At 61.3% G+C, this 25,459-nt stretch carries 29 protein-coding genes and 1 pseudogene; 9 read left to right on the top strand and 21 right to left on the bottom strand.

What is annotated here, in order from left to right; genetic code table 11:
• Positions 1–152 precede the first annotated feature (152 nt).
• Both FJ950_RS18040 and FJ950_RS18035 read left to right on the top strand, forming a co-directional pair.
• A complete protein-coding gene (locus FJ950_RS18040; RefSeq protein WP_140617775.1) occupies positions 153–509 on the top strand; it encodes a helix-turn-helix transcriptional regulator in 357 nt (118 codons plus the stop codon).
• 106 nt (positions 510–615) lie between these two features.
• Positions 616–771 (top strand): annotated as a pseudogene (locus tag FJ950_RS18035) (metallophosphoesterase); the annotation flags it as partial.
• Positions 772–876: 105 nt separating this feature from the next.
• Here FJ950_RS18035 and FJ950_RS18030 read toward each other — a convergent pair.
• Positions 877–1,122 carry a hypothetical protein gene (locus FJ950_RS18030; protein ID WP_140617774.1) on the bottom strand — a complete coding sequence of 82 codons (246 nt, stop codon included), beginning with the start codon at positions 1,120–1,122 and terminating at the stop codon, positions 877–879.
• 193 nt (positions 1,123–1,315) lie between these two features.
• Here FJ950_RS18030 and FJ950_RS18025 point away from each other — a divergent pair, with 193 nt between their 5' ends.
• On the top strand, positions 1,316–2,152 hold the full coding sequence (locus FJ950_RS18025; protein WP_140617861.1) for an SH3 domain-containing protein: 837 nt from the start codon (positions 1,316–1,318) through the stop codon (positions 2,150–2,152).
• Between the two features lie 427 nt (positions 2,153–2,579).
• Positions 2,580–6,071, top strand: coding sequence for a carbamoyl-phosphate synthase large subunit (gene carB, locus FJ950_RS18015; protein ID WP_140617773.1), 3,492 nt, complete (start codon positions 2,580–2,582; stop codon positions 6,069–6,071).
• Between the two features lie 116 nt (positions 6,072–6,187).
• Here carB and FJ950_RS18010 read toward each other — a convergent pair whose 3' ends face one another.
• Entirely contained in the window at positions 6,188–6,376 is a 189-nt protein-coding gene (locus tag FJ950_RS18010) for a hypothetical protein (protein ID WP_140617772.1), read from the bottom strand.
• Between the two features lie 47 nt (positions 6,377–6,423).
• On the opposite strand from FJ950_RS18010, the gene FJ950_RS18005 reads away from it, so the two are divergent.
• Positions 6,424–6,651, top strand: a complete 228-nt coding sequence (locus FJ950_RS18005; protein WP_181171301.1) for a hypothetical protein — start codon at positions 6,424–6,426, stop codon at positions 6,649–6,651.
• Between the two features lie 201 nt (positions 6,652–6,852).
• On the opposite strand, the gene FJ950_RS18000 is transcribed toward FJ950_RS18005, so the two are convergent.
• The 8 genes from FJ950_RS18000 to FJ950_RS17965 all read right to left on the bottom strand — a co-directional run bounded on the left by FJ950_RS18000 (position 6,853) and on the right by FJ950_RS17965 (position 12,973).
• Positions 6,853–7,788 carry a hypothetical protein gene (locus FJ950_RS18000; protein WP_140617770.1) on the bottom strand — a complete coding sequence of 312 codons (936 nt, stop codon included), beginning with the start codon at positions 7,786–7,788 and terminating at the stop codon, positions 6,853–6,855.
• 35 nt (positions 7,789–7,823) lie between these two features.
• The gene (locus FJ950_RS17995; RefSeq protein WP_140617769.1) at positions 7,824–8,828 is read right to left on the bottom strand and encodes a DGQHR domain-containing protein; all 1,005 of its coding nucleotides are present in this window, start codon (positions 8,826–8,828) and stop codon (positions 7,824–7,826) included.
• 159 nt (positions 8,829–8,987) lie between these two features.
• Positions 8,988–9,380: a RidA family protein gene (locus FJ950_RS17990; protein ID WP_140617768.1), complete on the bottom strand. Its 393-nt coding sequence runs from the start codon at positions 9,378–9,380 to the stop codon at positions 8,988–8,990.
• A 167-nt stretch (positions 9,381–9,547) separates the two neighbouring features.
• A complete protein-coding gene (locus FJ950_RS17985; RefSeq protein WP_140617767.1) occupies positions 9,548–10,012 on the bottom strand; it encodes a cupin domain-containing protein in 465 nt (154 codons plus the stop codon).
• A 307-nt stretch (positions 10,013–10,319) separates the two neighbouring features.
• Positions 10,320–10,877, bottom strand: coding sequence for a DUF4142 domain-containing protein (locus FJ950_RS17975; protein ID WP_140617766.1), 558 nt, complete (start codon positions 10,875–10,877; stop codon positions 10,320–10,322).
• 128 nt (positions 10,878–11,005) lie between these two features.
• The gene (locus FJ950_RS17970; RefSeq protein ID WP_140617765.1) at positions 11,006–12,004 is read right to left on the bottom strand and encodes a YihY/virulence factor BrkB family protein; all 999 of its coding nucleotides are present in this window, start codon (positions 12,002–12,004) and stop codon (positions 11,006–11,008) included.
• A gap of 36 nt (positions 12,005–12,040) precedes the next feature.
• Positions 12,041–12,184, bottom strand: a complete 144-nt coding sequence (locus FJ950_RS29545; protein ID WP_181171299.1) for a hypothetical protein — start codon at positions 12,182–12,184, stop codon at positions 12,041–12,043.
• Between the two features lie 45 nt (positions 12,185–12,229).
• A complete protein-coding gene (locus tag FJ950_RS17965; protein WP_140617764.1) occupies positions 12,230–12,973 on the bottom strand; it encodes a DUF899 family protein in 744 nt (247 codons plus the stop codon).
• Positions 12,974–13,126: 153 nt separating this feature from the next.
• On the opposite strand from FJ950_RS17965, the gene FJ950_RS17960 reads away from it, so the two are divergent.
• A complete protein-coding gene (locus FJ950_RS17960) occupies positions 13,127–13,465 on the top strand; it encodes a hypothetical protein (protein ID WP_015316182.1) in 339 nt (112 codons plus the stop codon).
• Positions 13,466–13,552: 87 nt separating this feature from the next.
• Here FJ950_RS17960 and FJ950_RS17955 read toward each other — a convergent pair whose 3' ends face one another.
• From FJ950_RS17955 to FJ950_RS17935, 5 genes are all read right to left on the bottom strand, one after another.
• Positions 13,553–14,377 carry a carbohydrate ABC transporter permease gene (locus FJ950_RS17955; RefSeq protein WP_140617763.1) on the bottom strand — a complete coding sequence of 275 codons (825 nt, stop codon included), beginning with the start codon at positions 14,375–14,377 and terminating at the stop codon, positions 13,553–13,555.
• Between the two features lies 1 nt (position 14,378).
• Positions 14,379–15,251 carry a sugar ABC transporter permease gene (locus tag FJ950_RS17950; protein ID WP_246681336.1) on the bottom strand — a complete coding sequence of 291 codons (873 nt, stop codon included), beginning with the start codon at positions 15,249–15,251 and terminating at the stop codon, positions 14,379–14,381.
• Positions 15,252–15,331: 80 nt separating this feature from the next.
• Positions 15,332–16,600, bottom strand: a complete 1,269-nt coding sequence (locus FJ950_RS17945) for an ABC transporter substrate-binding protein (protein WP_140617761.1) — start codon at positions 16,598–16,600, stop codon at positions 15,332–15,334.
• Between the two features lie 115 nt (positions 16,601–16,715).
• Positions 16,716–17,204: a GNAT family N-acetyltransferase gene (locus tag FJ950_RS17940; RefSeq protein ID WP_140617760.1), complete on the bottom strand. Its 489-nt coding sequence runs from the start codon at positions 17,202–17,204 to the stop codon at positions 16,716–16,718.
• Between the two features lie 5 nt (positions 17,205–17,209).
• Complete coding sequence (locus FJ950_RS17935; protein WP_140617759.1) at positions 17,210–18,142, bottom strand: lytic transglycosylase domain-containing protein; 933 nt, start codon at positions 18,140–18,142, stop codon at positions 17,210–17,212.
• 181 nt (positions 18,143–18,323) lie between these two features.
• On the opposite strand from FJ950_RS17935, the gene FJ950_RS17930 reads away from it, so the two are divergent.
• Positions 18,324–18,893: a methylated-DNA--[protein]-cysteine S-methyltransferase gene (locus tag FJ950_RS17930; protein WP_140617758.1), complete on the top strand. Its 570-nt coding sequence runs from the start codon at positions 18,324–18,326 to the stop codon at positions 18,891–18,893.
• 57 nt (positions 18,894–18,950) lie between these two features.
• Here the strand turns inward: FJ950_RS17930 and FJ950_RS17925 are convergent, their stop codons facing one another.
• Positions 18,951–19,244: a hypothetical protein gene (locus FJ950_RS17925; RefSeq protein WP_246681333.1), complete on the bottom strand. Its 294-nt coding sequence runs from the start codon at positions 19,242–19,244 to the stop codon at positions 18,951–18,953.
• 275 nt (positions 19,245–19,519) lie between these two features.
• Between FJ950_RS17925 and FJ950_RS17920 the strand changes: the two genes are divergently transcribed.
• The gene (locus tag FJ950_RS17920) at positions 19,520–19,732 is read left to right on the top strand and encodes a cold-shock protein (protein ID WP_015316174.1); all 213 of its coding nucleotides are present in this window, start codon (positions 19,520–19,522) and stop codon (positions 19,730–19,732) included.
• A gap of 249 nt (positions 19,733–19,981) precedes the next feature.
• Here the strand turns inward: FJ950_RS17920 and FJ950_RS17915 are convergent, their stop codons facing one another.
• The 3 genes from FJ950_RS17915 to FJ950_RS17905 all read right to left on the bottom strand — a co-directional run bounded on the left by FJ950_RS17915 (position 19,982) and on the right by FJ950_RS17905 (position 22,415).
• Positions 19,982–20,590 carry a glutathione S-transferase family protein gene (locus FJ950_RS17915; RefSeq protein ID WP_015316173.1) on the bottom strand — a complete coding sequence of 203 codons (609 nt, stop codon included), beginning with the start codon at positions 20,588–20,590 and terminating at the stop codon, positions 19,982–19,984.
• Between the two features lie 83 nt (positions 20,591–20,673).
• A complete protein-coding gene (locus tag FJ950_RS17910) occupies positions 20,674–21,528 on the bottom strand; it encodes an EAL domain-containing protein (protein ID WP_015316172.1) in 855 nt (284 codons plus the stop codon).
• Positions 21,525–22,415 (bottom strand): EAL domain-containing protein, encoded by an 891-nt coding sequence (locus FJ950_RS17905; protein ID WP_140617757.1) that lies wholly within the window; start codon positions 22,413–22,415, stop codon positions 21,525–21,527. The genes FJ950_RS17910 and FJ950_RS17905 overlap by 4 nt, the downstream gene beginning before the upstream one ends.
• A gap of 68 nt (positions 22,416–22,483) precedes the next feature.
• Between FJ950_RS17905 and FJ950_RS17900 the strand changes: the two genes are divergently transcribed.
• Entirely contained in the window at positions 22,484–23,605 is a 1,122-nt protein-coding gene (locus tag FJ950_RS17900) for a site-specific integrase (protein WP_140617756.1), read from the top strand.
• Positions 23,606–23,680: 75 nt separating this feature from the next.
• Here the strand turns inward: FJ950_RS17900 and FJ950_RS17895 are convergent, their stop codons facing one another.
• Positions 23,681–24,310: a hypothetical protein gene (locus tag FJ950_RS17895; RefSeq protein ID WP_140617755.1), complete on the bottom strand. Its 630-nt coding sequence runs from the start codon at positions 24,308–24,310 to the stop codon at positions 23,681–23,683.
• Positions 24,311–24,576: 266 nt separating this feature from the next.
• Positions 24,577–25,443 (bottom strand): hypothetical protein, encoded by an 867-nt coding sequence (locus tag FJ950_RS17890; protein ID WP_140617754.1) that lies wholly within the window; start codon positions 25,441–25,443, stop codon positions 24,577–24,579.
• Positions 25,444–25,459 lie beyond the last annotated feature (16 nt).

The raw sequence follows: 25,459 nt of genomic DNA, 5'->3' as shown, positions 1-25,459 counted from the left end.
AAAAGGGCATCATGTCAATGAAGCCAGGCAAAAATAGCATAACCATGCTGACAGCCCTGTGTCAGGACGGCCATGAAGTGGAGAAACAGTGTGTATGGACCGGGCAGGATCGACGCGTTGAAATCGGCCCGAACTGTGCTTAGGTTCCAGCCATGACCTTGCCACACCCCAATACGGACCAGATCAGCCTGCCCATTGTGCTCGGCGTGCTCGGCGACCCGACGCGGCTTGCGATCGTGCGCTATCTCGCCAGCAAGGAAGGCGTGCCGCTGAACTGCAGCCGCTTCCTCGATCTCGGCTCCAAGACCAATCTGAGCTACCACCTCGCCAAGCTGCGTGAGGCCGGTGTCACCCGCGCCGAAGTGGTCGGCACCAACCGCATGATCACGCTGCGCCGCGCCGATCTCGACGCCCGCTTCCCCGGCCTGCTCGACAGCGTCATCGCCGCGGCCGCGGACGACGCCGCCCTGCCGGCCGTCGGCGGCCACGACATCGAAGTGTCGGCCTGACACATTTCCTTTCCCTCGCTAAGCGGGAGGAAATCATGTCCCTGTCAGGGTCGCCCTTTCGACCAGTCCTTCGCCAGCCTGTGGAGCCCCCTCGAAAATGCGCTTAGCCCGCGACGGCATCATCACCTTGGGCGGCGCCGGCCAGCCGGATCGCTTCGAGACGATCGCCGTCGAGTACGACCACGAGGCGGCGGCACGGCAGGCTGAACAGGCGGGACGCCCGGAACGGGCGCACGCGCTCAGGACGGGATTCATGCCGTAAGCATCCTGCCTGCACAAGTGCTGTAGGCATTCTCCTTCGGCTGGGCAGCACCTGTCAGGATGCCGCCACTCATTCGATGGAACTAGACAGGGCCGGTAAGTCTTCTCAGCGCCTTCGCGGCTTCCGGTAGAGAGACCAGATCGGAAACGCCACGAAACCAGCTAAAATCACCGCTAGTCCGCTCCAATAGAGATAGGGGCTTTCGCTCCGGTCTATGAGGAAAACACCGCGTCCATAAATTAGTGCGATGCCTTTTCCTGTCCAGAGGAAGGCGATCAGCGCTATGCTTCCAACAATCGCTTCCGCAATGAAAATGCCTTTGATGATTGGCGAATATCCGTCCCCGGCCATGTAGGTCCCCGCACACGCTCGAAGCGTATCCGATGGACGGCGGGCGTCAATACCGCCCAAGCCAGCACCGCCTATACCAAGGCTTCGCAACAATTTTCGGGCTTACATGGCGGCGCGTCGTCCCTTATAAAACCGGCCGGACATGCGGCAAGATGGCCGCGGCATGGAACTTCGAGTATCGGCGCACGGCCAGATGATGAGGCGCACAGTTACGCTCCGAACAGGTTTGCATGCGCTGGTTGCGGTTCCGCTGCTGATGGCGGCGTGGCCGGCTGTTGTCCCGGCCCATGCGGAAGAAGGTCCCTTTATCTCCGTTGTCACCGGGCTCGCCCCCGACGACCTGCTCAATGTGCGCGCCAAGCCGTCGGCGATCGGCAAGACCGAGGCCCGCCTGGCGGCCGGTGCGAGCGTACGGAACCTCGGCTGCAACGACATTGACGGCCATCCCTGGTGCAAGGTTGAGTCAGACAATCCCAAAGCCACCGGCTGGGCTCCCGCGCGCTACCTCATTCCTCTCAATCCGGCGACCGTGCCCGACGAGGCCGCGGATACGCCCGCCATGGCCACCGAAGCCGCAGCGACGCCCGATGCACCCGACCTGACCGCTCGGCTGGGTGGTGCGAGCCAACCGACCAGCCCCGAAGCCATACCGAAATCCGCGGCGGAGATCGCCATGCAGGATGCCTATGGCCTGGCGCTGGCTGCAACTGAAAACGGACCCGCGGCCGAAGAGCCAACCGGGGCCACGGCGGCCGTCGATGGCGCCCTGCAAATTCCCTGCGCCCGCTACGTTGGACAGCCCATGGCGCCTTGCGCGGCGAGCGTGACGCACAAGGGCACGGACAAGGCCGACGTCACCGTGACCTGGCCCGATGGCGGCAGCCGCGTCATCTCCTTCGCTGCCGGCCTGCCGGCAAGCTCGGACGCCGGCAGCGACTTCCGCTTCACCCGGGAAGGCAAACTCAACATGATCCGCATCGGCGTGTCGGAGCGGTTCGAGATCACGGACACGGTGGTACTGGGGGATTAGAGTTCGGCGACTTTTGCCGTGGCTGCCTGATTGCTGGGGTTTGCGCCGCCCTCATTGCCCTGCCGGGCATTTCTCTCCGTATAATGACGGGGAGAAAGATGCTGGCCGCAACCTTGCGCTCTTCTTGCAACAGCGGTGATTGGCGACACCGGCGACGGCAGCACCCCTCTCCCCGTCGCTATACGGGGAGAGGATGCCGGCAGGCAGGTGAGGGGCAGCGCCAACGCACTGCAAGATACCCATTCAAACCCAACGCGCGCGCCCAGCCTGTGCAGCCCCGCCCAATCCCGCATTTTCGGGGTTACATCGGGCAAAACTCTTCCCTATAAGGCCCTCCTAGCCTGATACCAGAATCGCGAGCACAACCGGCCGGGTCTTCCCGTCCCGGTTTTTTGTGCAAGCCCGCTGCCGAACGGAATTCATAGACATGCCCAGACGCACCGACATCAAGTCGATCCTGATCATCGGGGCCGGCCCCATCGTCATCGGCCAGGCCTGCGAATTCGACTATTCCGGCACCCAGGCCTGCAAGGCGCTGAAGGAAGAGGGCTTTCGCGTCATCCTGGTCAATTCCAACCCGGCCACCATCATGACCGACCCGGAACTGGCCGACGCCACCTATATCGAGCCGATCACCCCAGAAGTGGTCGCCAAGATCATCGCCAAGGAGCGGCCCGACGCGCTGCTGCCGACCATGGGCGGCCAAACCGCGCTCAACACCGCTTTGTCGCTGCGCCGCATGGGCGTGCTCGAGCGCTACAATGTCGAGATGATCGGCGCCGACGCCCATGCCATCGACAAGGCCGAGGACCGCGCGCTGTTTCGCGAGGCGATGAAGACGATCGGGTTGGAGACGCCGAAGTCGATGCTGGCCAACGCCACCGACGTCAAGAACGCCGACCGCAAGACGCATGAGGCCGAGCGCGCCGCGCTGAAGGCCGAGAAGCCCGACAATCTCGACGCCGAACTCGATGCGCTGGAAACTCGCTGGAACCTCGGCGAAGGCGACCGCAAGCAGCGCTATATCAGCCACGGCATGGCGATCGCGGCCCAGGCGCTCGACCATGTCGGCCTGCCGGCCATCATCCGCCCGTCCTTCACCATGGGCGGCACCGGCGGCGGCATCGCCTACAACAGGGCCGAATTCTACGACATCGTCCAGTCCGGCCTCGACGCCTCGCCGACCACCGAAGTGCTGATCGAGGAGAGCGTGCTCGGCTGGAAGGAGTATGAGATGGAGGTCGTCCGCGACAGAGCGGACAATTGCATCATCGTCTGCTCGATCGAGAACATCGACCCGATGGGCGTGCACACGGGCGACAGCATCACCGTCGCCCCGGCGCTGACCTTGACCGACAAGGAATACCAGATGATGCGCAACGCCTCGATCGCGGTGCTGCGCGAGATCGGCGTCGAGACCGGCGGCTCCAACGTGCAGTTCGCCGTCAACCCGGCCGATGGCCGTCTCGTCGTCATCGAGATGAACCCGCGCGTCTCGCGCTCGTCCGCGCTCGCCTCCAAGGCGACCGGCTTCCCGATCGCCAAGATCGCCGCCAAGCTTGCCGTCGGCTACACGCTGGACGAGCTGGAGAACGACATCACCGGCGGCGCCACGCCCGCCTCGTTCGAGCCGAGCATCGACTATGTCGTGACCAAGATCCCGCGCTTTGCGTTTGAAAAGTTCCCCGGCGCCGAGCCGGTGCTGACCACCGCCATGAAATCGGTCGGCGAAGTCATGGCCATCGGCCGCACCTTCCAGGAGTCTTTGCAGAAGGCGCTGCGCGGTCTCGAGACCGGCCTCACCGGCCTGGACGAGATCGAGATCCCCGGCCTCGGCGCGACCAACAGCGCCGATGACCGCAACGCCATCCGCGCCGCCTTGGGCACGCCGACGCCCGACCGGCTGCGCATGGTGGCGCAGGCGATCCGCATGGGCACCTCGCTGGAAGACGTGCACGCCATGTGCAAGATCGACCCGTGGTTTCTCGAACAGATCGCCGGTATCGTCGCCATGGAAGCCCGCATCCGCGAGCACGGCATTCCGGGCGACGCCGTCAATCTGCGCATGCTGAAGGCGATGGGCTTCTCCGACGCCCGCCTCGCCTCGCTGACGAAGACCGACGCCGAAGTCGTTCAGAAGATTCGTGAAAAGCTCGACGTTCATCCGGTTTATAAGCGCATCGACACCTGCGCCGCCGAGTTCGCCTCGCCCACCGCCTACATGTACTCGACCTATGAGGTGCCCTTCGCCGGCGCGCTCGCCAATGAGGCCCAGGTCTCGGCGCGCAAGAAGGTCGTCATCCTTGGCGGCGGGCCGAACCGCATCGGCCAGGGCATCGAGTTCGACTATTGCTGCTGCCACGCCGCGTTCGCGCTGCGCGACGCCGGCTATGAAGCGATCATGATCAACTGCAACCCCGAAACCGTGTCGACCGACTACGACACCTCGGACCGGCTCTATTTCGAACCGCTGACGGCGGAGGACGTGCTGGAGATCCTGCGCGCCGAGCAGGCCTCGGGCGAACTGGTCGGCGTCATCGTCCAGTTCGGCGGCCAGACGCCGCTGAAGCTGGCCGATGCGCTGGAGAAGGCCGGCATTCCGATCCTCGGCACCTCGCCCGACATGATCGATCTCGCCGAAGACCGCGACCGCTTCCAGAAGCTGCTGCACAAGCTCAACCTCAGCCAGCCGAAGAACGGCATCGCCTATTCGGTCGAGCAGGCCCGCCTCGTCGCCGGCGAGCTCGGCTTCCCGCTGGTGGTGCGCCCCTCCTATGTGCTCGGCGGCCGCGCCATGCAGATCATCCATGACGAGGGCATGCTGCAGTCCTATTTGCTCGACACCGTGCCCGGCCTGGTGCCGGAGGACATCAAGCAGAAATACCCCAACGACAAGACCGGCCAGATCAACACGCTGTTGGGCAAGAACCCGCTGCTGTTCGACACCTACCTCTCCGGCGCCATTGAGGTCGATGTCGACTGCCTCTGCGACGGCAAGGCGACCTTCGTGTCAGGCATTCTCGAACACATCGAGGAAGCCGGCATCCATTCGGGCGACAGTGCCTGCTCGCTGCCGGTTCACTCGCTGCCCTCGGACCTCGTCGACGAGCTGGAGCGGCAGACGGCGGCGCTCGCCCGCGCGCTCAATGTCGGCGGACTGATGAACGTGCAATACGCGATCAAGGACGGCACGGTCTATGTGCTGGAGGTCAACCCGCGGGCGTCGCGCACCGTGCCCTTCGTCGCCAAGACCATCGGCCGGCCTATAGCGAAAATCGCCGCCCGCATCATGGCCGGCGAGACGCTGGAAGACGCCTTCGCCCATTACGGCGCCATGCCCGACCCCAGGAACCCCGGCCACATCGCGGTCAAGGAAGCCGTCTTCCCCTTCGCCCGCTTCCCCGGCGTCGACATATTGCTCGGGCCGGAAATGCGCTCGACCGGCGAGGTCATGGGCCTCGACCGCGACTTCGCGCTCGCCTTCGCCAAGAGCCAGTTGGGCGCCGGCGTCGACCTGCCCCGCTCCGGCACGCTGTTCGTCTCGGTGCGCGACGAGGACAAGAAAGGCATCCTGCCGGCGGTCAAGCGCCTCGCCGGCCTCGGCTTCAAGGTGCTGGCGACGTCAGGCACCGCCCGCTTCCTCGCCGAAAACGGCGTCGACGCCCAGAAGATCAACAAGGTCCTGGAAGGCCGCCCCCATATCGAAGACGCCATCCGCAACCGCCAGGTCCAGATCGTCTTCAACACGACTGATGGCCAGAAGGCGGTGTCCGACTCCAAATCGCTCCGCCGGGCAACGCTGATGCAGAAGGTGCCGTATTACACGACGCTGTCGGGGGCTGCGGCCGTGGCGGAGGCGATTGCCGCGCTAAAGGCGGGGAGCCTGGAGGTGAGGCCGCTACAGGAGTATTTTGCTTGAGCAATTAGCTCTCTTCTCCCCGTTCAACGGGGAGAAGGTGCCGGCAGGCGGATGAGGGGCAGCGCCAAGTGGCATTAGCTAGCGCAACCGCCGTACGCATCGGTCAATTGGTAGTTTCAATATACCTTGCTTCCAGAGGGCTCGGAGCGTGTATCCATCAGCCCGTTGAGCCGCGCAATCTCATGCAGCGCCTCTAAGTCCGCAACGCCGCCGGATCGTTTGTAGTAGGGAGCAATAATCGCTTCCCATTCACCATTCTCAGGGCGCTTTGACCATGCATCGCGTTGATCGCTGGTAATATCCATCGTCTACCCTTTCGATCATCTCTAATCTGAGACTAGCGCAAAGTAGGTTGAAGCAGAAGCGCCTCGCCGGCCTCGGCTTCAAGGTGCTGGCCACCTCGGGCACGCAGCGCTTCCTCGCCGAAAACGGCGTCGACGCCCAGAAGATCAACAAGGTCCTGGAAGGCCGCCCCCACATCGAGGACGCCATCCGCAACCGCCAGGTCCAGATCGTCTTCAACACGACCGACGGTCAGAAGGCGGTGTCGGACTCGAGTCGCTGCGGCGGGCAACGCTGATGCAGAAGGTGCCGTATTACACGACGCTGTCGGGGGCGGCCGCGGTGGCGGAAGCGATCGCGGCGCTGAAGGCGGGGAGTCTGGAGGTCAGGCCGCTGCAGGAGTATTTTGCTTGAGTGATTGGCTCTCTTCTCCCCGCCTCTATAATACGGGGAGAAGGTGCCGGCAGGCGGATGAGGGGCAGCGCCGCAACGGTCGCCTCTAACCTGATCTAGCTGGTTCGCCGTCGCGCAACTCACGGCGCAGCCGCTTCCATTTGCTTCCGAACCGAGTGGCCGCGTCCGACTGCGCTGCGATCTGCTCTGCAATTTCGAAGCTCAGCGATGCCAGCACTTGGCTAGCGGCGGCAAATGCCCTCAGGGGCTCCTTACCCGGATTTATATCTAGTCGAATTCCATCGAGGCTTCTGAACACGATACCCCTAAGATCGTCCAAGGATGTATGAGACCCTTTAATTGGGAACCAGACACCGAAGTCGTGACTGTAATTGATACGATTCCGAATTGTCGAAAGCCAATTTCCTGCAGCTCCGCCGTAGGCTTTGGTGATCTTTGTGAGATCTTCAATCTTGGATACAATTATTCCGGCATCGACATATCTATCTCGAATAGATTCGGCCTCTATTTCTTGTAAAAATCCAGAAAAAACTCTCCAGAAACCGTCATGAGCGCCACCAGTGTCTGAAAGCTTCTGCAAAATCACATTGATCGTCAAATCTGGATTCTGAATTGTTCTGACGTGATAAGTCCCCGTCCCGACATGGAATCCGGGCGCCATAAATATTGAAACAAGCTCCGAGAGACGCTTTGCTTGCCCATGCTCTATACGAATGACTGCCTCCCCCACCACTCGCATAGCTGCGTGGGCACCAAAGAACGCAGAGTAATATAATTTCAGAAAAGGCCACGCGAGCAAATTATGAGAGTTAGACTCCTCTTTATATACGGAAAAACTCTCCCAGCACGACAACGCAAATCTTTCATAATCAAACATAAAATAAGGAAGAATTTCAGTAATAGTTATATTCTTCAAAATTATTATAGAATCAGTGCTTTGATCATCAATATAGAAACTGCCACTTTCAATCCACGTTCTGATGCCATCAGCTCGAGCGACATACTCTCCGATGCGCGGCAATGACCTCCTAACTATGGCTGACGAAAGTCCCATGGCTATAGTGTTAGCTTGCTGCGCAGTCTTTTTTCAAAATAATCTCTCAAAGCCACCCAACTTGTTCCGGGTACATCCAGCTTATTCTTTGGCATGCCGGCAAAGATACCGCTAACGATCTCGAAAAAATTCGCCTCCGAGTAGTCGCCACTGAATCTGTCCAATACCCTCTGCGCTACCGAAGGGAATAGCCCCATCAAAGCTCTGAACACAACGGGTTTTGCCACCACTTGTGAATCCCACTTCGGGTCGACACACCTTCTGACGGCGCTCAAATAATTATTCAATATGTCATAAATGTCGACAATATCCCTTCCGGAGAAAATCTCGAGAAGCGGCTTCACAGCCGAATTGAACGTAACTCTAGTTATTTTATTTTTGACACTTTCATACGGAGCCATCATACCGAAAAGAGAGCTCCTTATATCAGAGTTGAAAGAGTCGAACACCTCACGAAGAATACCTTCGCTTTCATCTTCAATGTCTGCGAGCTGCTTTATGTCAAGCAAAAGCTGAGCTGGAACCGGGCGCTGCTTAGTGTTTATGTCAATAAACAATCGAGATTCGTCCCGGCGCGACAATCCATTATAGACGACTACAGGTACTCGCAATTGCGTTGAGGCCTTGGAAAACCCATAGACGCGGTGCTGACCGTCCAAGATTAGGAATGCTCCGGGCGTATCAGAAAACTCAAGGGTTTTACCTCTGCCGATAACCTTTAGGTTCGCGGCAGGTTGCGCAGACAAGACGATTGAGTTTGGTATCGTTCCCATACCAGTGTCGATATAATTGGCAATCTCCAGGGCTCGCTTCTCATCCAGCACACGCTGAAAGCCATGCTTCGGGTCTTCTTTTCTGGAGCTAACGACGCAAGTCCGCGCCAGGACATTTGACGGCATCGTCAACGTATAAAAGGAGTGCCTTCCTTGGCGCACTAGACTCACGCTGAAGCGTAGGCGCTCATTTTCGGACGCCGAAGAAGCGTCAACGTTCTCACTATTTGCCATAGTAGAATCCCCCTAACTTCAATTCATTGCACAGTTGTGTTCGTTTGCGAAGGCAGGGCTGCTGGAATTGCTGCCAATGTCGTTGTTGGCCTCAATATTAGTGCCGACCCATTGCAGGCTTAGGACGGCGGCAGCCTTGCCGCTATTAATGTCGTTCGTTCACCCCACCGCCACGCACTCAATCTCGATATCAAACTCCATCGGCCAAGACGCCACCGGCACGAAACTCCGCGCCGGCGGGTTCACGCTGAAATACCGGGCATACACCCTGTTTATCGCGTTGTAGAAGCCGGAATTGACGGCGTAGATGCGCACCATCACCACGTTTTCCAGCGAGGTGCCGGCCGCTTCCAGGCAATGTTTGAGCGCCTTCAGCGAGGCCTCGGTCTGGACCTCGATGTCGCCGCGCACCATCTCGCCGGTCACCATATCCACCGGCGGCGTCGCCGAGATGAACACGAAGCCGTTGGCCTTCACCGCCGTCGAACAGGGCAGGCCGAGCGCCCGCACCTTGTCCGACATGACGGGCACTTCGATGACTTCTTTTTTCATGGTGGTGCTCCCTGGGTTGGCAGGGAGCTTAGCGGGCTGCCGGGCGAACGCCAGCGGCGGGATGTGGTCCAGGCGTCACCCCTGCCCAAGCTAATCGCATAGGGCGCTCCCCTCTCCGTCCGCTACGCGGACGGAGAGGGGGCTAGCGCCGCCCTATGCGATTGCCCTCACCCCTGCCCCGGATAAGGCGTGCCGTCCTTGTGCAGGAAGCGCCCGTCCGAACTCGGGCTCATCATGTCGATGTCGGAGCAGGTGATGACATCGTCCGGAGAGCGCGAGCCGACTTCCAGGTAGCGCGCGGTAACCGGCGAGCGGTTGATCATGTGATGGCCGTTGCCGCTGTTCTTGGCGAAGGCAGCACTGTCGCCGGCCTTGAGCAGCGTCTCGCCGCCATCCTCGACCAGCACCAGTTCGCCTTCCAAGACATAGACGAGCTCGTCCTCGTGGCTGTGCCAGTGACGCTGGCTCGACCAGCCGCCGGGCGGCAGTGTCATCAGATTGACGCCGAAATCGGTAAGCCCGCCGGCATCGCCGAGGCGCCGGCGCGTGCGGTCGGCGCACGGGGCGTCGAAGGGTGCGGGGTAGCCCGAGCCCTTGCGCACGGGCACGAATGCGAGATCGATCTTGGGCATACGATGCTCCCGAGGTGAGGCGGCAGTGTAGCGCATGGCGGGTGGAGGCACAGGGCCAAGTTGCGCGTTTTGCCTGGGCGTATGCGACGTAGCGCCCTACGGCGCCCCCCTCTGTCCTGCCGGACAATCTCCCCCCAAGGGGGGAGATTGGCTGTTGTCGCTGCTTTCGCCAATTTTCAACAGCGCCAGGAAGAGAGCCGGCCCCGAAGCCGCCAATCTCCCCACTTGAGGGGGAGATGTCCGGCAGGACAGAGGGGGGCGCCGTAGAGCGCGGATCTCGAACCGTTCTCGCCCTGGCCACCGCCCCCTAATGCACCGCGCCGAGCTCCTTCACGTGCTTCTCGTGCATCTTCAACACGGGCAGCGTCTTCTTGGCGAATTCCTTCAGCGCGGGGTCGTCGCCCGATTTCGCATAGGTGCTGAACAGCGCGACCGCCTGCTTGTGGGCCTCGGTCTGCATCATGACGTATTTCTCATCGAACGCCTTGCCGCTGGCGGCTTTCAGCTGGTCCAGCATCTGCTGGTCCTTGGGCTGCAGCGCCGGTCCGGCGGGCTTGATCGAGGCGGTGGTCTGCCCTTTGCTCAGCGCCTGCTTGAAGTCCTCGCCGGCCTTGGTGTGGTCCTTGATCATCTGGGCGGCGAAGGCCTTGACGTCCGCCGAGGCGGATTTCTGTTCGGCCAACTGGCTCGACTGGATCTCGAATTCATTGGCACTGGGCACGGTGCCGACAAAAGTCGGGGTGTCGACCTTGCTGTCGGGCAATATGGGCGCGACGGCATTCGAGTTGGTGCCGTTCGTCTGGGCAAGGGCGGCGGGCGCGACGGCGGTCAGCGCGACGGCGACCATGGTCAGGAGCATTTTCATCTGGCGTCTCCGATCGGAATGGTTCCCTCGAGGATTCCAACGCCGCAGATGCGGCGAGGTTGCCAGCCGCGTCCCTTCTCGTCGCGGGAGGAGGGAAAGCAGCTTGGCGACCGCGGCATGATCTCTCCTTACGGACGACGAGACCCCAGCAGAAAGGCTGTCATCGTCGCGCTCACGCACGCCACCGCCAACAAGGGGACAAAGCCCGAAGAGCCGGACCTTCGGTGCATTGGAACAAGGCTTTCCGGAGCCGGAGCATTTTGAACCAACCCGTCCAGGTCGGACCTGCTCCCCCGTCGAACGGAATAGGCGCGCGTCAACTCCGCACCGAGCAGAAAGATTTCCGATGAATAATAGACCCAAAGCAGTATGACGAGCAGCCCTCCGGCCGCACCATAGGACGATGCGATCGCACTCGTGCCGATATACCAGCCGATAAGCGACTTTCCCAACGTGAACAGAGCGGCGGTCACCACGGCACCGATCCCGACATCCCGCCATTGCAAGGCACGGTCCGGCAGCACTTTGTAGATCGCGGCAAACATCACGGAGATCAGGGAAAAGGAAATCAGGGTGTTGATGGCGCTCAGAACAAATTGGCCGAACGGCAGATAAGCGCTGATCACGCTGCCCAGAGCCGAGATCGCCGCGCTCGCCGCCAAGGATACCAGCAACATGAAGCCAAGGGCGGCGACCAGGCCCAGACTTGCCGCACGCGCGCGCAAGAGACGCGACAGCGAATCCCCTTTCGCTTCAACCTTCCATATTGCATTCAGGGCCTGCTGCATCTCGCCGAACACCGCGGAGGCGGTGACGAGCAGAGTGGCCACGCCGATCAGGGCTGCCAGGGTCCCCGATGATTTGCTGGATGCCCCTTCGAGCGCCGTCTGAAGCAGCGCTGCGCTTTCCCGGCCCATCAGCCCCGATATCTGAGCAGACAAGGCCAACTGTGCCGCGTCATGACCAAAAGCGATGCCAGCTATCGCGACGACGATTATCAGAACCGGGGCCAGCGACGTGGCGGCATAAAACGCCATCGCCGCGCCATGGCTAAGAGCATTGTCGTTGACAAAGCCAACCACGCTTTCTCGCACCAAGTCCCATACGTCTTTAACTGCAGGGCGCACGTCTAATCCGTGAAGCGGGTCGCAAACCGTCTCCTATCAATGCAGCGGATGTTCCGATGTTCCGGCCGACCTGAGCGAGAGCTTCAGCAGCCACGTGATGCGCGGATCAAGAACACGGGTCAAACACAAGGCATCGCCGGCGAGCCGGCCTGCCTCATCGAACAAGCCGACGGCGACCATGTGCTGAAGAGCCACTCGGAACCGAAGCGTGCGGACTGAGCGTCCTCAGTGGCAGCACGCCTCGCCATATTGCAGCTGCTCGCTGAAATTCGGCCGGTCCTCCGGCGTGAAATCCATCAGGTTCCACAGGATCTCGCAGGTGCCGATGGCGCGCGGGTCCTGGCCGGGCTCGGTCGGTGCGAAGCCGAGTTCCGACGACCAGAAATGCCTGACGCCGTCACCGTCGCGGTGGAACACCGACAGCAGCGGGATCTGCGCACCGTCCGCGTCCTCGGCATTGTAGTCGCGCTTGAAGCTGTTGTTGGCCGACGACACCAGCCGCATGTTGCGCCAGCCGCGATCGCGGCCGAGCGTGACGAGGTTTTCCAGCGCCGTCTTGGCCACCACGGCGAAGTTGAAGCCGGCCGCTTCGAGATGGCCGACCGCGCCGTCGAACTGGTCGAGCAGGGCGGTGCAGGACGGGCATGGCTGGTCGGGCCGGGCGAGCTTCGCGGTGCCGCCGCTGGTCGCGACGTCGCGCGTCTCCCGCGGATGGCGCGGGAACATCATGTTGTAGAGGATCAGCGTGTTCTTGCCGGGCGTGAACAGCTCCGACAATTTTATCCTGGCGGGCTTGCCGGCGGCATCGAGCCCGTCGAATACATAATCCTGCGGCACCAGCCCGCCCGGCGGCAGCGCGCGGCGCGCCTCGGCCACGGCTTCCATGGCGCGGCGCAGCTCGATTTCCTTGTTCAGCAGCTTTTCGCGCGCGGTGCGGTATCTGGCGGATTCGTTGGGAAAGGTGATCATGATCGGCTCCTTGGTTCCGCGCGCCGGCGTCCCGGCGCGATTGCTCTGCGACCCAAGGACGTTTGGCCGGAACCGGTCCCGACATTTCGCATCGGGACAGGCCCGGCCTTGCCACATCCCCGTTATCGGCTACAGCTGCGAGTGGAGAGAAGAATGCACGAAGCCGACGAGATCGACCTGCGCTGCCCGCAAGTGGTGGCCGACAATGCCGCCAAGGGCCTGCGGCTGCGCAAGCAGTTCGGCCGTGGCGGCACCGAGATCGGCGTGGCGCGGGCGACTGAGCTGAAGAACCGGGAGAAGCTGGCGCCTTCCACCATCCGCCGCATGGTCAGCTACTTCGCCCGCCACGAGGTCGACAAGCGCGGCAAGAATTACGGCAATGAAGAAAACCCTTCGGCCGGCACCATCGCCTGGCTCTTATGGGGTGGCGACGAGGGCCGCGCCTGGGCGCTGGAGATCAAGCAGAAAATCGGCAACGCGCCCGATATCTGAGGATGCCCTGCCCTCCGCTATGGCTTCGGGCGTTCGTCGCTTCAATCGACAAATCGTTGTCGATTGATCGGCTTCGCCGACCACTCCTCACCCCTTGACCCCGCCGGCGGTGAGGCCGGAGACGATCTTGCGCTGGAAGATCAGCACCAGCACCACCAGCGGCACCGTGACGATCACCGAGGCGGCCATGATGTTGCCCCAGGGGATTTCGAACTGCGAATTGCCCGAAAGCAGCGCGATCGCCACCGGCACGGTCCGCCGCGCGTCGTTGGAGGTGAAGGTCAGCGCAAACAGGAACTCGTTCCAGGCACCGATGAAGGCCAGCAGCCCGGTGGTCGCCAGCGCCGGCCACATCAGCGGCAGGAAGATGCGCGTGATGATGATCCACGGCGTCGCGCCATCGAGGATCGCCGCCTCCTCGACCTCCACCGGCAGGTCGCGCACGAAAGCGGTGAGCACCCAGACGGTGAACGGCAGCGTGAAGATCATGTAGGAGAAGATCAGCGCGAGGAGCGAATTGTAGAGGCCGAACAGCCGCACCAGCTCGAACAGCCCGGCCAGCACCGTCACCTGCGGAAACATCGAGACCGACAGGATGGCGAACAGCAATGCCGAGCGGCCGCGAAAACGGATACGCGCCAGCGCGTAGGCCGCGGTGACGCCGAGGAACAGCGATAGCGCCACCACCGCGCCTGAAACCACCAGCGAGTTCAGCAGGTTGCGCAGGAAGGCGCCTTCGGACAGCACGTTGCGATAATTGCCGAGGTTGGGCACCTTCGGCCACAGGTCGGCCTGGAACAGCTCGGTCCCCGATTTGAGGCTGGTGACGATGGCGTAATAGAACGGGAACACCGCGATCAGCACGATTGCTCCGACCAGCAGATAAAAACCTATGCGCTTCAGCAGCCACATCTCAGCGGCCTCCGTCCAGGCTTAGCCGGCCGATGCGGATGGTGAGCATAGTGAGCAGAGCGAGGATGAGGAAAAGCAGGGTCGACGCGGCCGAGCCATAGGCGAACTTGTCGAACTCGAACAGGCTCTCGCGGGCGAATACCGACATCGACTTGGTGTGCGCATTGTTGGGCGTCAGCACATAGATCAGGTCGAAGATGCGCAGCGCATCGAGCGCCCGGAAGATCACCGCCACCATCACCGCCGGGCGGATCAGCGGCAAGGTCACCCGCCAGAAGATCTGCCAGGGATTGGCGCCGTCCAGCCTGGCGACCTCGATGATCTCGCGCGGCAGCATCTGCAGCGCGGCAAGGATCAGCAGCGCCATGAAGGGCGTCGTCTTCCAGATGTCGACGATCAGCACCGCCGCCATCGCCGTGTCGGCGCTGGCGGTCCAGGCGATCTTGTGGTCGATCAGACCGAGATTGACGAGCACGACATTGATGATGCCGAACTGGTCGTTCAGCATCCACTGCCACATCTTCGCCGAGACGATGGTCGGGATCGCCCAGGGGATGAGGATCGCCGCCCTGACGATGCCGCGGCCGGCGAATTCGGCGTTGAGCACCAGGGCGACGACCATGCCGAGGATCGTCTCGCAGGTCACCGAAACCACCGCGAACCGCACCGTGTTCCACACGGCGTCCCACCAGACCGGGTCGAGAAGCAGCCCGTCATAGATGACCCGCCCGCTCGGCATGCGCAGGACCGAGACGTAATTGGCCAGGCCGACCCATTGCCGGGCATCGAGGTCTGACAGCGAGGCATCGGTGAAGCTGAAATAGACCGTGCGCGCCAGCGGCCAGCCGGCAGCGGCGGCGAGCACCACAAGCATCGGCGCCAGGAACAGCCATGCCGAGCGCGCACGCTGGCGCGTCAGGCTCGAACCAGAGCGCGCATCGGCCGGATGCACGCTCACCAGCCCTTGCCTTTCAGCCGGGTCAGCGTCGCTTCGAGGTCGGCCAGATTGTCGGCGGCGCTGCCTTCGCCGGACAAGGTCTTGTGGACGGCGTTCCAGAACTGGCTCGACGCCTCGTTGTACTTGTTCCTGGTCACCGCCGAGGGCCGAGGCCCGGCATTGAGGAAGACCTCTTTCCAGTGTGGAATGATCGGCTGTTGCCGGGCGATGTCGGCATCGTCATAGAGCGCCTGGATGGTCGGCAGGTTGGCGGTCTTGAGCGTGCGGTATTTCTGCATTGCCGGCGAGGCGATGAACTTGATCAGCTCGATCGCGGCATCCGGGTGCTTGGAATATTTCGAGACCGCGAGATTCCAGCCGCCGAGCGTCGCCGCCGGCCGGGCGCCCTCGCCCGTGCCCGCCGGCAGCGGTGCGACATCGAACTTGCCCTTGATCGGCGACCCCTGGCTGTTGCCCAGCGCATAGGCATAGGGCCAGTTGCGCATGAAGACCGCATTGCCGGTCTGCCACACGCCGCGCGCCTCCTCTTCCTGGTAGGCGAGCACGCCGGGCGGGGCGATGGTGCCGATCCAGGCCTTCGCCATGTCGAGCGCGGCCGCCGCCCGGGGGTTGTTGATGGAAATCGCGCCATCCGGCTCGACGATATGGCCGCCGCCATTCGACACCACCCATTCGAACGCGTCGCAGGTCAGCCCCTCATAGGCGTTGCCCTGGAAGACGAAACCCCAGATATCCCTGTTGCCCGACGCCCGCTCCTTGTCCATCACCAGCCTGGCGGTGTCACCCAGCTCCTTCCAGGTGGCCGGCACCTTGGCGCCGTATTTGTCGAGCAGGTCCTTGCGGTAATAGAGCGCCGGCGCATCGGTGAAGATCGGCAGCGCCACCAGCCTGCCGTCGACGGTCTGCGACTGGATGATCGACGGAAAATGCCTGGCCACGACATCCCTGGTCGCTTGGGTCAGGTCGACGAACTGGCTGGCGAGCTGCGGCGCCCAGATGACATCGGTCTGGTAGACGTCGACGTCGCTGTTGCCGGCGGCGAGCCACAGCCTGTACTGGCCGAACTGGTCGGTCCCCGACGACGGCATGGCGACGATGGTGACCGTGTCGCCGCTCTCCTTCTCATAGCGGTCGAGGATCTCGCGCAGCACCTTGAGGCCGTTGCCGGTGTCGCCCGACACGATCGACAGCTCGACCGCGCGCGCCGGACCCGCTGCGAGCACGACAGCGGCGCTCAACGCCAGCCATGCATGGAAAAGCTTCATCGCGGTGGATCTCCCTTGGCAGCCGGCGGCGCACGGCACCGGCAGCCGGTCAGGACCCCACCGTTCATTGAATGCGGAGCAGCGCCTTGGGTTCCCGAACAGCCATCGCCGCCAGTCAGCCTTCCCAGGCGACGGGCCTCATGCCCAGCCGCTCGTAGAGCCGCACGGCGGCGGGGTTCTCGAGCGTATTGGTCTTGAGGTCGACATGGGCGGCGCCCCGGTCGCGAAAAATAGCGAAGGCGTGCCACATCAGCGCTTCGCCGACACCCTTGCCGCGCGCTTCTGGATGAACGGCCAGATCCTTGACGAACGCCGAGCTCCAGCACAGTGCAGCCGCCGCCAGCCTGCCCTTGGCGTCGATAACGAGGAAACACAGCGCCGGGTCGAATTGGGGATCTTCGGATATGCGTGGCCACCATTCGTCGAAGGGTCCGTCCGTGCCGTCGTCGAACACTTCGCCCAGCAACGCATGCAGGGGCAGCGCGTCACCGCGCTCGAACGAGCGCATGACGAAGCCGTCCGGCCAATGCGGTGGAACAAGTGTCTCGTCGAGGATCTTGCGCAGCCGGATGTCGTTCGGAGCCGGCGGGCGCGGTTCGGGCATCGCGCTCAGGCGTCGGGCTGAAGGCGCCCGCGCTTGCGGTCGACGCCGAGGCCGGTCGCCTCGAGAAGGCCCTTGCGCTTGGCGTCGAAATAATAGCCGGTCTGGTAGAGCCAGTCGGCCTTCTTGGCGTTGCCGTTGGACACCAGCCAGGCGCCGCGCAGATATTTGACCGCGTATTTGAGGTTGGTCTCGGCGTCGAACAGGCCCTTGGCCGGCCCATCATAGCCCATGCCGCGCGCCGTCGCGTGCTTGATCTGCATCAGCCCCCAATGGCCGTTATTGTAGGCCTTGGGATTGTAGGTGCTTTCGCGGTTGACGACATGGCGCACCAGATCGACCGGCACCTGGTAGAAGGCGGCGTATTTCACGATCAGCCGGTCGACGTCGCCGCGCATGCCGGTCGCATGCTGCTCCGGCTCGACCGGCTCCGACGGGAACTGCACCAGGGCAGCCGGGTTCTGCGGCACGACATAGGCCACCTGCTGCACGCCGGGCAGTTTCTGGCCGCCCTTGGCAACCGCCGGCACGATGAGCCCGGCGGTCGTATAGGTCTCCGCCGACTGGATCGGCCGGCCGGCTTTCGCCGGGGCCGGCGCCTGCCAGGCATTGGCGGCCATCACGGCGGGCACGGCAGGCGCGGTGGGGGTCGCCCCGGCAAAGGCCGCGGTCGCCGCGGCCGGCTGGGCGACGGCATCGAGGGCCGGTGTACCCGCGCTTGGAGTCGACTCGGCGGTCTGGACGGGGCTGATTCCGGAGGATTGCGGCAGCACCGAAACCGTTTCCGGCAAGGGGATGGTGAAGCCGGCATCGCTGCCGGCAACGGTCGCGGTTTCGGTCAGCGACGGCGCGGCCTTCATCTGCGAGGTCGAGGTGCAGCCGCTGATGCCGGCAGCCGCCACGATCACGCCGATGGCGATAAGGGTTTGTTTTGCTGGCAAGCCGCGTTCGGTGTCCGGTTTGTCGGGTGTTAAGATTTTCCTTACACCAGCGATTCCTGGGTAGCAATCGGGGCCATCTGGTGGTTTTCGGGTGGCGGGATGCAGGCAGCGATGCCATATTGTTCCTGATATGTACCGGCAGGAATCCCGGATTTCGCCGCTTTGCGGAAAGGAGCGCAGCATGGAAACGACATCTTCGATCACGGCCGGCCACGCAGTGTTAGAAACAGTGATCGGTTTCATGGGCATCGCCTGGAGCGAAAAGGGCCTGATCCGGCTTTGCCTGCCCGAACGCAGCCGCGAAGCGGTGGAGCGGCGGCTGATGCGCCATGCCGGTATTTCCGCCTCCACGGCCCAGCCGTCATGGGTGGTCGAACTGATCGCCTCGATCAAGGCTTACGCCGCGGGCGAGGACGTCGATTTCACCGGCTTTCCCGTCGACCTCGACGGCATCGACGATTTCCGCCTCGCCATCTACGACGCGGCACGAAAACTCGGCTACGGCGAAACCACTACCTATGGCGAACTCGCCAAGCGCGCCGGCCATGCCGGCCTGCCGCGCGAAACAGGGGCGGCCCTTGGCGCCAATCCGGTGCCGCTGGTCATCCCGTGCCACCGCATCCTTGCCGCCGGCGGCAAGATCGGCGGCTTCTCGGCGCCCGGCGGCTCGACCACCAAGGAAAAGATGCTGGCCATGGAAGGCGTGCATGTCGGCCCGCCGCCGCCGGCGCAGGTGTCCTTCGGCTTTTGAGAGCAGTAAGCCGCTCCCGGGTGCTAATGGCGCCGGATGAATCGATGCCTGAAATGCTCATTGTCCGGCCGCTTGCAGTTGTACCACCGGGCAGGACTTGGTGTCGGCGCTCGGCACATAGGCGCGTGTCCGCACCTCGCCCATGGTGCAGAACTGCTGGCTCTGCACATAGCGGTCATAGAGCGGCAGCCCCGGCACCCGGTTCGACTGATAGCGAAGGATAACCGCACCTTGGCGCGCGATCGTCGACTGGACCTTGCCGCAGCTCAGACGTGTGGGGTCGTAGCGCGAGATGGCCTGCGCCTGGGCGGCCAGCAGCGTGAGGCAGGCGGCAAGCAGGATGGTTTTCATGGTCGCTCTCCCCTCGATCCGCCGCCCGGGACGGCACGATCTTGCGCCACGGTTTCACCAGATTGGGGCGGTCGTTGGGCGGCCCCGGATCACGACGTTTTCACGCAGTCTTGTTTTTTGTGCGAAAGCAGCCTATATCAGCCCCATTGATATTTCGGCCGATCGATCCGGGCCTCGCGATCTTCGCGTTTGCTGACGTCTATCTCCAAAATCTCGATGCACACCGGCTGGACTTCGGTCCGGTCATACCAAAGCAAATGTGAAGGACTATTTTTATGGCAACTGGAACGGTCAAGTGGTTCAACGCCACCAAGGGTTTCGGCTTCATCCAGCCTGACAGCGGCGGCGCGGACGTTTTCGTCCACATCTCGGCTGTCGAGCGCGCTGGACTGTCGACCCTGGTCGAAGGCCAGAAGATCAACTTCGAGATCGAGCAGGACCGCCGCACCGGCAAGTCGTCCGCTGGTTCTCTGAGCAAGGCAGCCTGATTTTGAAAATGGCGCGCGCCGGACGAGAGTTCGGGGCGCGCGGCAAGTCACGGATGTACTGACGGTCGCGCGAGAAGCGCGCCGGAGCGGAAAGACCCGACAAGCTGGAACAGCAGATAGCTGCCAGCCCGGACCGGACGCTCCCAATCAGGCTACCGAAATGGGAAGGCGGGATTTATCCCGCCTTTTTATTTGTCTGGGGTTCAGAGATCACGCTGTGTTGCCGCTTTCGCCAATCACCTGCGTCGCCTACCCCACCCACTCGATCGGCACATGCCCCGGGTCCGCCTCCACGCGGCCGAGCCAGGCGACCACCGCCGGATAGGCGTCGAGCTGGAACCCGCCCTGCTCCGCCGTGTGGGTATAGGCATAGAGCGCGATGTCGGCGATGCTGAATGTGCGGCCGGCGAAGAAGGCGTTGTTTTCGAGATATGTGTTCATGACGCCAAGCGCCTTGTTGCCGCGCTCCAGCGTCACAGCCAGCCGCTCCGGCGTGGCATCCGCTGCGCGTTCCGGAAAGGTCAGCAGCGCCTTGCGCACGGCGATATAGGGCTCGTGGCTGTATTGTTCGAAGAACAGCCACTGATAAGCGAGCCCGCGCTCATATTTGTCCGCGGGCAGCAAGCGCGTGCCTTCGGCGAGATAGAGCAGGATGGCGTTGGATTCTGCCAGCCGCCGGCCGTCGTCCAGTTCCAGCAGTGGCACCATGGCGTTCGGGTTCTTGGCGACGAAATCGGCCTTGCGCGTATCGCCGGTATGCGAACTCACCTCGACGGTGGTGAAGGCCAGGCCGAGCTTGGCCATCAGTAAACGCGGCTTGTAGCAATTGCCGCTATCGATCATGCTGTAAAGTATCATCATGGTTCCCCGGAGCGCTGCTTCTGCGAGCGGATTATCGCAGCGGCGCCATCCTCAACCAATGATTTGTTTTGGCGCGACCATCAGCGCCGCTTATGCAACGGCACAACCTTGTTGTCGAAGCCCAGCAGCGCATCGACGGCAAGCGGCTCTTCGTTGAAGATGGTGCCGGCCAGCGCCGGACGCCCAAGAAGAAAGCCCTGCAGCAAATCGACTCCGCCTTCGAGCGCGACACGCAAATGGGTGGGCTGTTCGATGCCCTCGACCAGCACCTTGGCACCGCGATCGTGGAGGCTGGACACCAGCGGGCGGAAGAAGCGTTCCGCGGCGGCGTGGCGGCAGAATTCCGCGAACCAGCCGCCATCGATCTTGACGATGTCGGGCTGAAGCAGGCTCACCCGCTCCACGGTCGAGTGGCCGGTGCCGAAATCGTCAATGGCGATGCGGATGCCGTCGCGCCGCATTTCACGCACCAGCCTGGCCAGCAGCGCATCGTCCGCCGCCTGCTCGGTGATTTCACACACGAGCATTGCCGGAGCCAGGCCAAGTTCGTCGAGGTGCCGGCTCATCAGCCGGATCTCGGCCAGCGCCCGTCCAGCATGGTCGTTGACCAGGGGATTGTAATTGAAGAACAGGTCGAGCCCGTCGACCCCGATATTGTGGAAATTCCTCAGATGCAGCACCCGGCACATTGTTTCGACGTACAGCCGCTCCGGAGCCGCGACGCTGTCGAAGAACACCCGCGGCGACACTGGCCGGCCGGCGCGGTGCGGTTCGATCAGGCCCTCGACGGCCACGGGATGCAAGCTGCCGCCGCGCGGGGCGTAGATCGGCTGGTAGGCGCTGCGCAGGCGGAAGTCGCCATGGATGCCACATTCGATGCCGATCTCGTCGACGAAGATCGCATCGCCGACGGTGCGCCGCCGCTCGACGCTCATGGCGCCACCTTGCGCCCGAAGGCTTTTGCGGGCCTCCCGGCGCGCGGCGCGACGGCGGGGGGAGCGGGCGCATGGCTCAGGGGAGGAACCGGCTCGGGACTGCCCTGGCCGAAAGCGCGGAAACTCGTCGGCGCCAGTTCTGGGCGGGCCAGCACATAGCCCTGGACCATCGAGGCGCCCGATCGTTCCGCCAGCTCCAGTTGCCAGCCTTCCTCGATGCCTTCGAACACCGTGCGGATGCCCTGGTCCTCGAAGCTCCTCACCATGGATGTCAGCAGCGCGAAACCGGCGCCCGATTCCATCAGTTGCGTGATCCAGTGCGCATCGAACTTGACGATGTCGGGGCGCAATTCCTTGACGCGGGTGATGTCGGAATCGTCGGCGCCATAGTCGTCGACGGCAATCCGGAAGCCGTTGGCCCTGAGCGCGGCGACGAAGCCGTGCAGGGTTTCCTGCGATGCCGATCTCTGCTCCGTCACCTCGCAAACGACGCGGCCCGGATCGATGCCGGCTTCCTGCAGCACCAGCCGCATGTCACGCAAGGCATTGTCGGCGACAGCGCGCTCGGTGAACACCGACGGGTCGAAATTGATGAAGATCGACGCCTCTTGCGGCAGGCAGGCGCCGGCATTGAGCAGATGCAGCGTCCTGGTCAGCGCCTCGACATGCAGACGGTCGGCCGCCGGACAGGTGGAAAAAAAGCTCATCGGCGATTGCGGCTCGCCGTCGCGAAACGGGCGGATCAGCCCTTCGAAGGCGGCAACCGAAAGCTTGCCCTCGTTGAAGGCAAAGATCGGCTGAAAAGCGCTTTGCAGCGTATAAATGCCCCAGACACCACTCGAGGTGCCGTCATCATGACGGGTGATATGGTCACCCAGTCGAAGCATCTGATTTCCCACGACAAACTTTGGGCATCGGTCTTCGAGTCACAACTGGGTCACACGGAGCATCCGAAATGGCATCAATCCGCAAGCGTAACGGCAAATGGAATGTCCAAGTCAGACGGAAGGGATCGTCACCAAGATCACGAAGTTTCCTCGTCAAGGCCGACGCCCTCGAATGGGCCAGAGAGATCGAACGATCATTGGACCGACAAGAGCTAGGCCCCGACCGAAGGACACTGAAATCGGTCACCCTGGCTGAACTCGTCATCCGGTACCGTAATGAGGTCTTGCCCAAGAAGCGGTCATGCCGATTTGAAACCATCTTGCTGGACAGGTTCATCCGCTACCCCATCGCTTCGAAAAGCTTGAACGACCTCCAGCCGAAGGATTTCGCACACTACCGTGACCAAAGGCTTAAAGAGGTTTCGAGGCTGACCGGTCGCCCCGTGACTGCGAAGTCACTCCGGAGGGAACTCGCCCCGCTCTATCACATGTTCAAGATGGCTAAGACCGAATGGCACATCCCGACCGGAAACCCTCTCCAAGACCTGTATCTGCCCGCGATTGATGTCAGGCGTGAGCGACGCCTACGTCCCGGAGAGGAAGAACGATTGCTCCTAGAAGCCGGGAAACTCACGACGCTCGATGGTCAACCACAACTCTTTGTCGGTCCTATCATCATGTTCGCCACAGAGACGGCCATGCGGCAGGGTGAAATCCTCGGGGTAGAGTTCCGGCACATCGACTTCGAACGCTCACTCTTGGTCATCCCTCTCACCAAGAACGGCCATTCAAGAACGATCCCGCTGACGAACAAGGCAAGGGGTTGTCTCACACTGGCTTTCGCCCAACCACGTCCCGACCAGATCGGGCCACCTCATGTCATTCCGACGACGAAAGCATTCCCGATCCATGTCGAAGTTCTGAAGACCTCTTGGACCCGGATATGCAGACGGGCGACGCCAACAATCGAGGACCTTCATTTCCATGACCTCAGGCACGAAGCGATCTCCCGCCTGTTTGAGCTTGGTCTGACGGTGCCAGAAGTCGCCTCGATCTCGGGCCACAGGACACTTGCCCAGTTGATGAGGTATTCCCACGCCAGTCAGGAGGTAGTCAGGACGAAACTCTTGGATCGGCCATCGACATTGATCACAGACCAAAGGGCGCTCCTATCAGAGCTAACTCTCTGATTTACATATCTTTCCGGACCATCGGAAGGTCACACAGACTTACTAGGCCCTTGCACCCGTCTTGGGCCTTTTCTTTTACCCTTTGTTCTTCTCATCCTTCTCTCTTCGCCACTCGGACAAAGCTTTCGTTTCCAACCGGAACTTTCTAGCTATTTTTTCATCTAGTCCCACAGCGGTTTTCGCAGAGATACCTGTATAGATAAGAAGCTGATCCAGTCCCATGTATACGGTGCTCCGTCCCCGGAATTCTTCAGCTGTCGCTTTGTCGATCCTTTTAAGGAATAGGCTATTGATTATTCCCCGGTTGTGCACAAGAACATTTCTTGACTCGATCAAAACCTTCATCTTTATGCGCTCATCATCAGAATTAAACATAGGTATTCCAAGCGACTCAGCAATGAATCTTTCGATTTCGTTCATTCCACCATAGGAGAGCGCGTTTATTTTCCTATCAATCAGATAGTTGATCATCTCACGACGGCTTTTGAAGTCGAACACTTCCTCAATCTTTATAGATTGCCCGGACTTGACAAGCTCTGGCCGCTTCCTCATAGCTCTCTGTATAACGTCCGAGAGATACCAGAGGAAGCTGTCCGCTACATTCGTAACTATGTTCCGAGAAGTAAGGGTGGAAAATTCTTTCAGCTTCTCAAATGTTTTAGGCGGATCACTGTCTTTCCTTTCATTTTCATCAAGTATTCCCATCACCTTTGCATAGTTTCTGATGCAGCATCCATTCGAGTGGCCAAAGTCACTATGAAAAAAAGGCTATCTAATACTTTCTTGTAGTCAGATAAGAACTGCCAAAGAGAGTTGGTACATCTGATGTCACCGGGGTGATATACTTGCGATGGAATAACCACATCGTCACTATCCTTACTAGTTTCCTGAAGATGTGCATGGCCGTGATCAATCATTGTTGCCTCCTGCCACGCGCCGCCAGCGTCGCCCTTGCGCTCGCCGATTTGCCGTTAGTTGATGGATTCCGGGCCATGTTCGTCCACTCCCGACGTGGGCGGAATCGTATCATCGATCTGTGTAGCCTGTTCGTTGGAAGCTGGCCCTGCAATCAGCTTAGGAGCATCGGGTGGAATTTGCTGCGAGTAATATTGGATTCCCATCTGATAGTCAGCGTAGTAGTTCTCTATCGCAGTTATACCAGCGTCTGGAATTGTCAAAGCGACATATATATTTGCAAGGACAGCCCACACCTTGGGGAATTTCCTACCGGGTGTGTCTTTGGAATTCGATGATTCGACGCTTGAGAGAATTGCGTGAGTGTTCAACAACTGCTCGAATACTCCGTCTACTCCGTAGAAGTCTAGCTTATCAATCATAAACCTGAGAGTAACGAACGATGTTACGAATATCGTGGCGAAAACATCTTTCCTATCATCGATTGAGTTGATCGCCTCGTCAATCTTTTGAACAAACTCTGCCCGCTCGGCCTCTGTCGGAACACGCAACGGCGCGACCCCTTGAACCGTGTGCCCTGCCATCACAAGAGTGTTGAGCGAAACAGGATCCAAGGCGCTATCACGGACCGCCCGCCACGGGTTGTTAAAATTGGACGACGATGTAACTGACGATACCTTGACGCAAGCTTCGTCAAATCTCTTGCGGAACGTTTCTGAGGTCGAGGACATTGAACTTACCAATGAGCGCAGGCGCGCGATCCTGGCAGAAATGGCTGCAAGTACAGTGAAAAATTCGGGACTGTCGACCGTCAGGCCAAATTGCCTTGCCAAAGCTTTGCGTGTCTCGTCCTTCGAGTCATTGCCTTTGAGTTTTTCGCAGAGCCGTAAGAGTTCGGTGGAAGGGTCGGTTATTTCCGTCATCTTATGCCCCTTTTGA

This window comes from Mesorhizobium sp. B2-3-14, from assembly GCF_006442175.1.
Classification (GTDB): Bacteria; Pseudomonadota; Alphaproteobacteria; order Rhizobiales; family Rhizobiaceae; genus Mesorhizobium; species Mesorhizobium australicum.
Note: the sequence above shows the minus strand (reverse complement) of the source record. Positions and strands in the feature narration are given on the sequence as shown.

Bases quoted from the DNA above. Each gene is read 5' to 3' on its own strand.
- FJ950_RS18030 (WP_140617774.1), bottom strand. From the start codon at position 1,122: ATGGCCGGGGACGGATATTCGCCAATCATCAAAGGCATTTTCATTGCG.
- FJ950_RS17900 (WP_140617756.1), top strand. From the start codon at position 22,484: ATGGCATCAATCCGCAAGCGTAACGGCAAATGGAATGTCCAAGTCAGA.
- FJ950_RS18025 (WP_140617861.1), top strand. From the start codon at position 1,316: ATGATGAGGCGCACAGTTACGCTCCGAACAGGTTTGCATGCGCTGGTT.
- FJ950_RS18010 (WP_140617772.1), bottom strand. From the start codon at position 6,376: ATGGATATTACCAGCGATCAACGCGATGCATGGTCAAAGCGCCCTGAG.
- FJ950_RS29545 (WP_181171299.1), bottom strand. From the start codon at position 12,184: ATGGTCGCCGTCGGCTTGTTCGATGAGGCAGGCCGGCTCGCCGGCGAT.
- FJ950_RS17905 (WP_140617757.1), bottom strand. From the start codon at position 22,415: ATGCTTCGACTGGGTGACCATATCACCCGTCATGATGACGGCACCTCG.
- carB (WP_140617773.1), top strand. From the start codon at position 2,580: ATGCCCAGACGCACCGACATCAAGTCGATCCTGATCATCGGGGCCGGC.
- FJ950_RS17950 (WP_246681336.1), bottom strand. From the start codon at position 15,251: ATGCTTGTGGTGCTCGCCGCCGCTGCCGGCTGGCCGCTGGCGCGCACG.
- FJ950_RS17895 (WP_140617755.1), bottom strand. From the start codon at position 24,310: ATGGGAATACTTGATGAAAATGAAAGGAAAGACAGTGATCCGCCTAAA.
- FJ950_RS17920 (WP_015316174.1), top strand. From the start codon at position 19,520: ATGGCAACTGGAACGGTCAAGTGGTTCAACGCCACCAAGGGTTTCGGC.
- FJ950_RS17890 (WP_140617754.1), bottom strand. From the start codon at position 25,443: ATGACGGAAATAACCGACCCTTCCACCGAACTCTTACGGCTCTGCGAA.
- FJ950_RS17915 (WP_015316173.1), bottom strand. From the start codon at position 20,590: ATGATACTTTACAGCATGATCGATAGCGGCAATTGCTACAAGCCGCGT.
- FJ950_RS17985 (WP_140617767.1), bottom strand. From the start codon at position 10,012: ATGCCCAAGATCGATCTCGCATTCGTGCCCGTGCGCAAGGGCTCGGGC.
- FJ950_RS17975 (WP_140617766.1), bottom strand. From the start codon at position 10,877: ATGAAAATGCTCCTGACCATGGTCGCCGTCGCGCTGACCGCCGTCGCG.
- FJ950_RS17930 (WP_140617758.1), top strand. From the start codon at position 18,324: ATGGAAACGACATCTTCGATCACGGCCGGCCACGCAGTGTTAGAAACA.
- FJ950_RS17910 (WP_015316172.1), bottom strand. From the start codon at position 21,528: ATGAGCGTCGAGCGGCGGCGCACCGTCGGCGATGCGATCTTCGTCGAC.
- FJ950_RS17925 (WP_246681333.1), bottom strand. From the start codon at position 19,244: ATGAAAACCATCCTGCTTGCCGCCTGCCTCACGCTGCTGGCCGCCCAG.
- FJ950_RS18040 (WP_140617775.1), top strand. From the start codon at position 153: ATGACCTTGCCACACCCCAATACGGACCAGATCAGCCTGCCCATTGTG.
- FJ950_RS17965 (WP_140617764.1), bottom strand. From the start codon at position 12,973: ATGATCACCTTTCCCAACGAATCCGCCAGATACCGCACCGCGCGCGAA.
- FJ950_RS17990 (WP_140617768.1), bottom strand. From the start codon at position 9,380: ATGAAAAAAGAAGTCATCGAAGTGCCCGTCATGTCGGACAAGGTGCGG.
- FJ950_RS17945 (WP_140617761.1), bottom strand. From the start codon at position 16,600: ATGAAGCTTTTCCATGCATGGCTGGCGTTGAGCGCCGCTGTCGTGCTC.
- FJ950_RS17955 (WP_140617763.1), bottom strand. From the start codon at position 14,377: ATGTGGCTGCTGAAGCGCATAGGTTTTTATCTGCTGGTCGGAGCAATC.
- FJ950_RS17995 (WP_140617769.1), bottom strand. From the start codon at position 8,828: ATGGCAAATAGTGAGAACGTTGACGCTTCTTCGGCGTCCGAAAATGAG.
- FJ950_RS17940 (WP_140617760.1), bottom strand. From the start codon at position 17,204: ATGCCCGAACCGCGCCCGCCGGCTCCGAACGACATCCGGCTGCGCAAG.
- FJ950_RS17960 (WP_015316182.1), top strand. From the start codon at position 13,127: ATGCACGAAGCCGACGAGATCGACCTGCGCTGCCCGCAAGTGGTGGCC.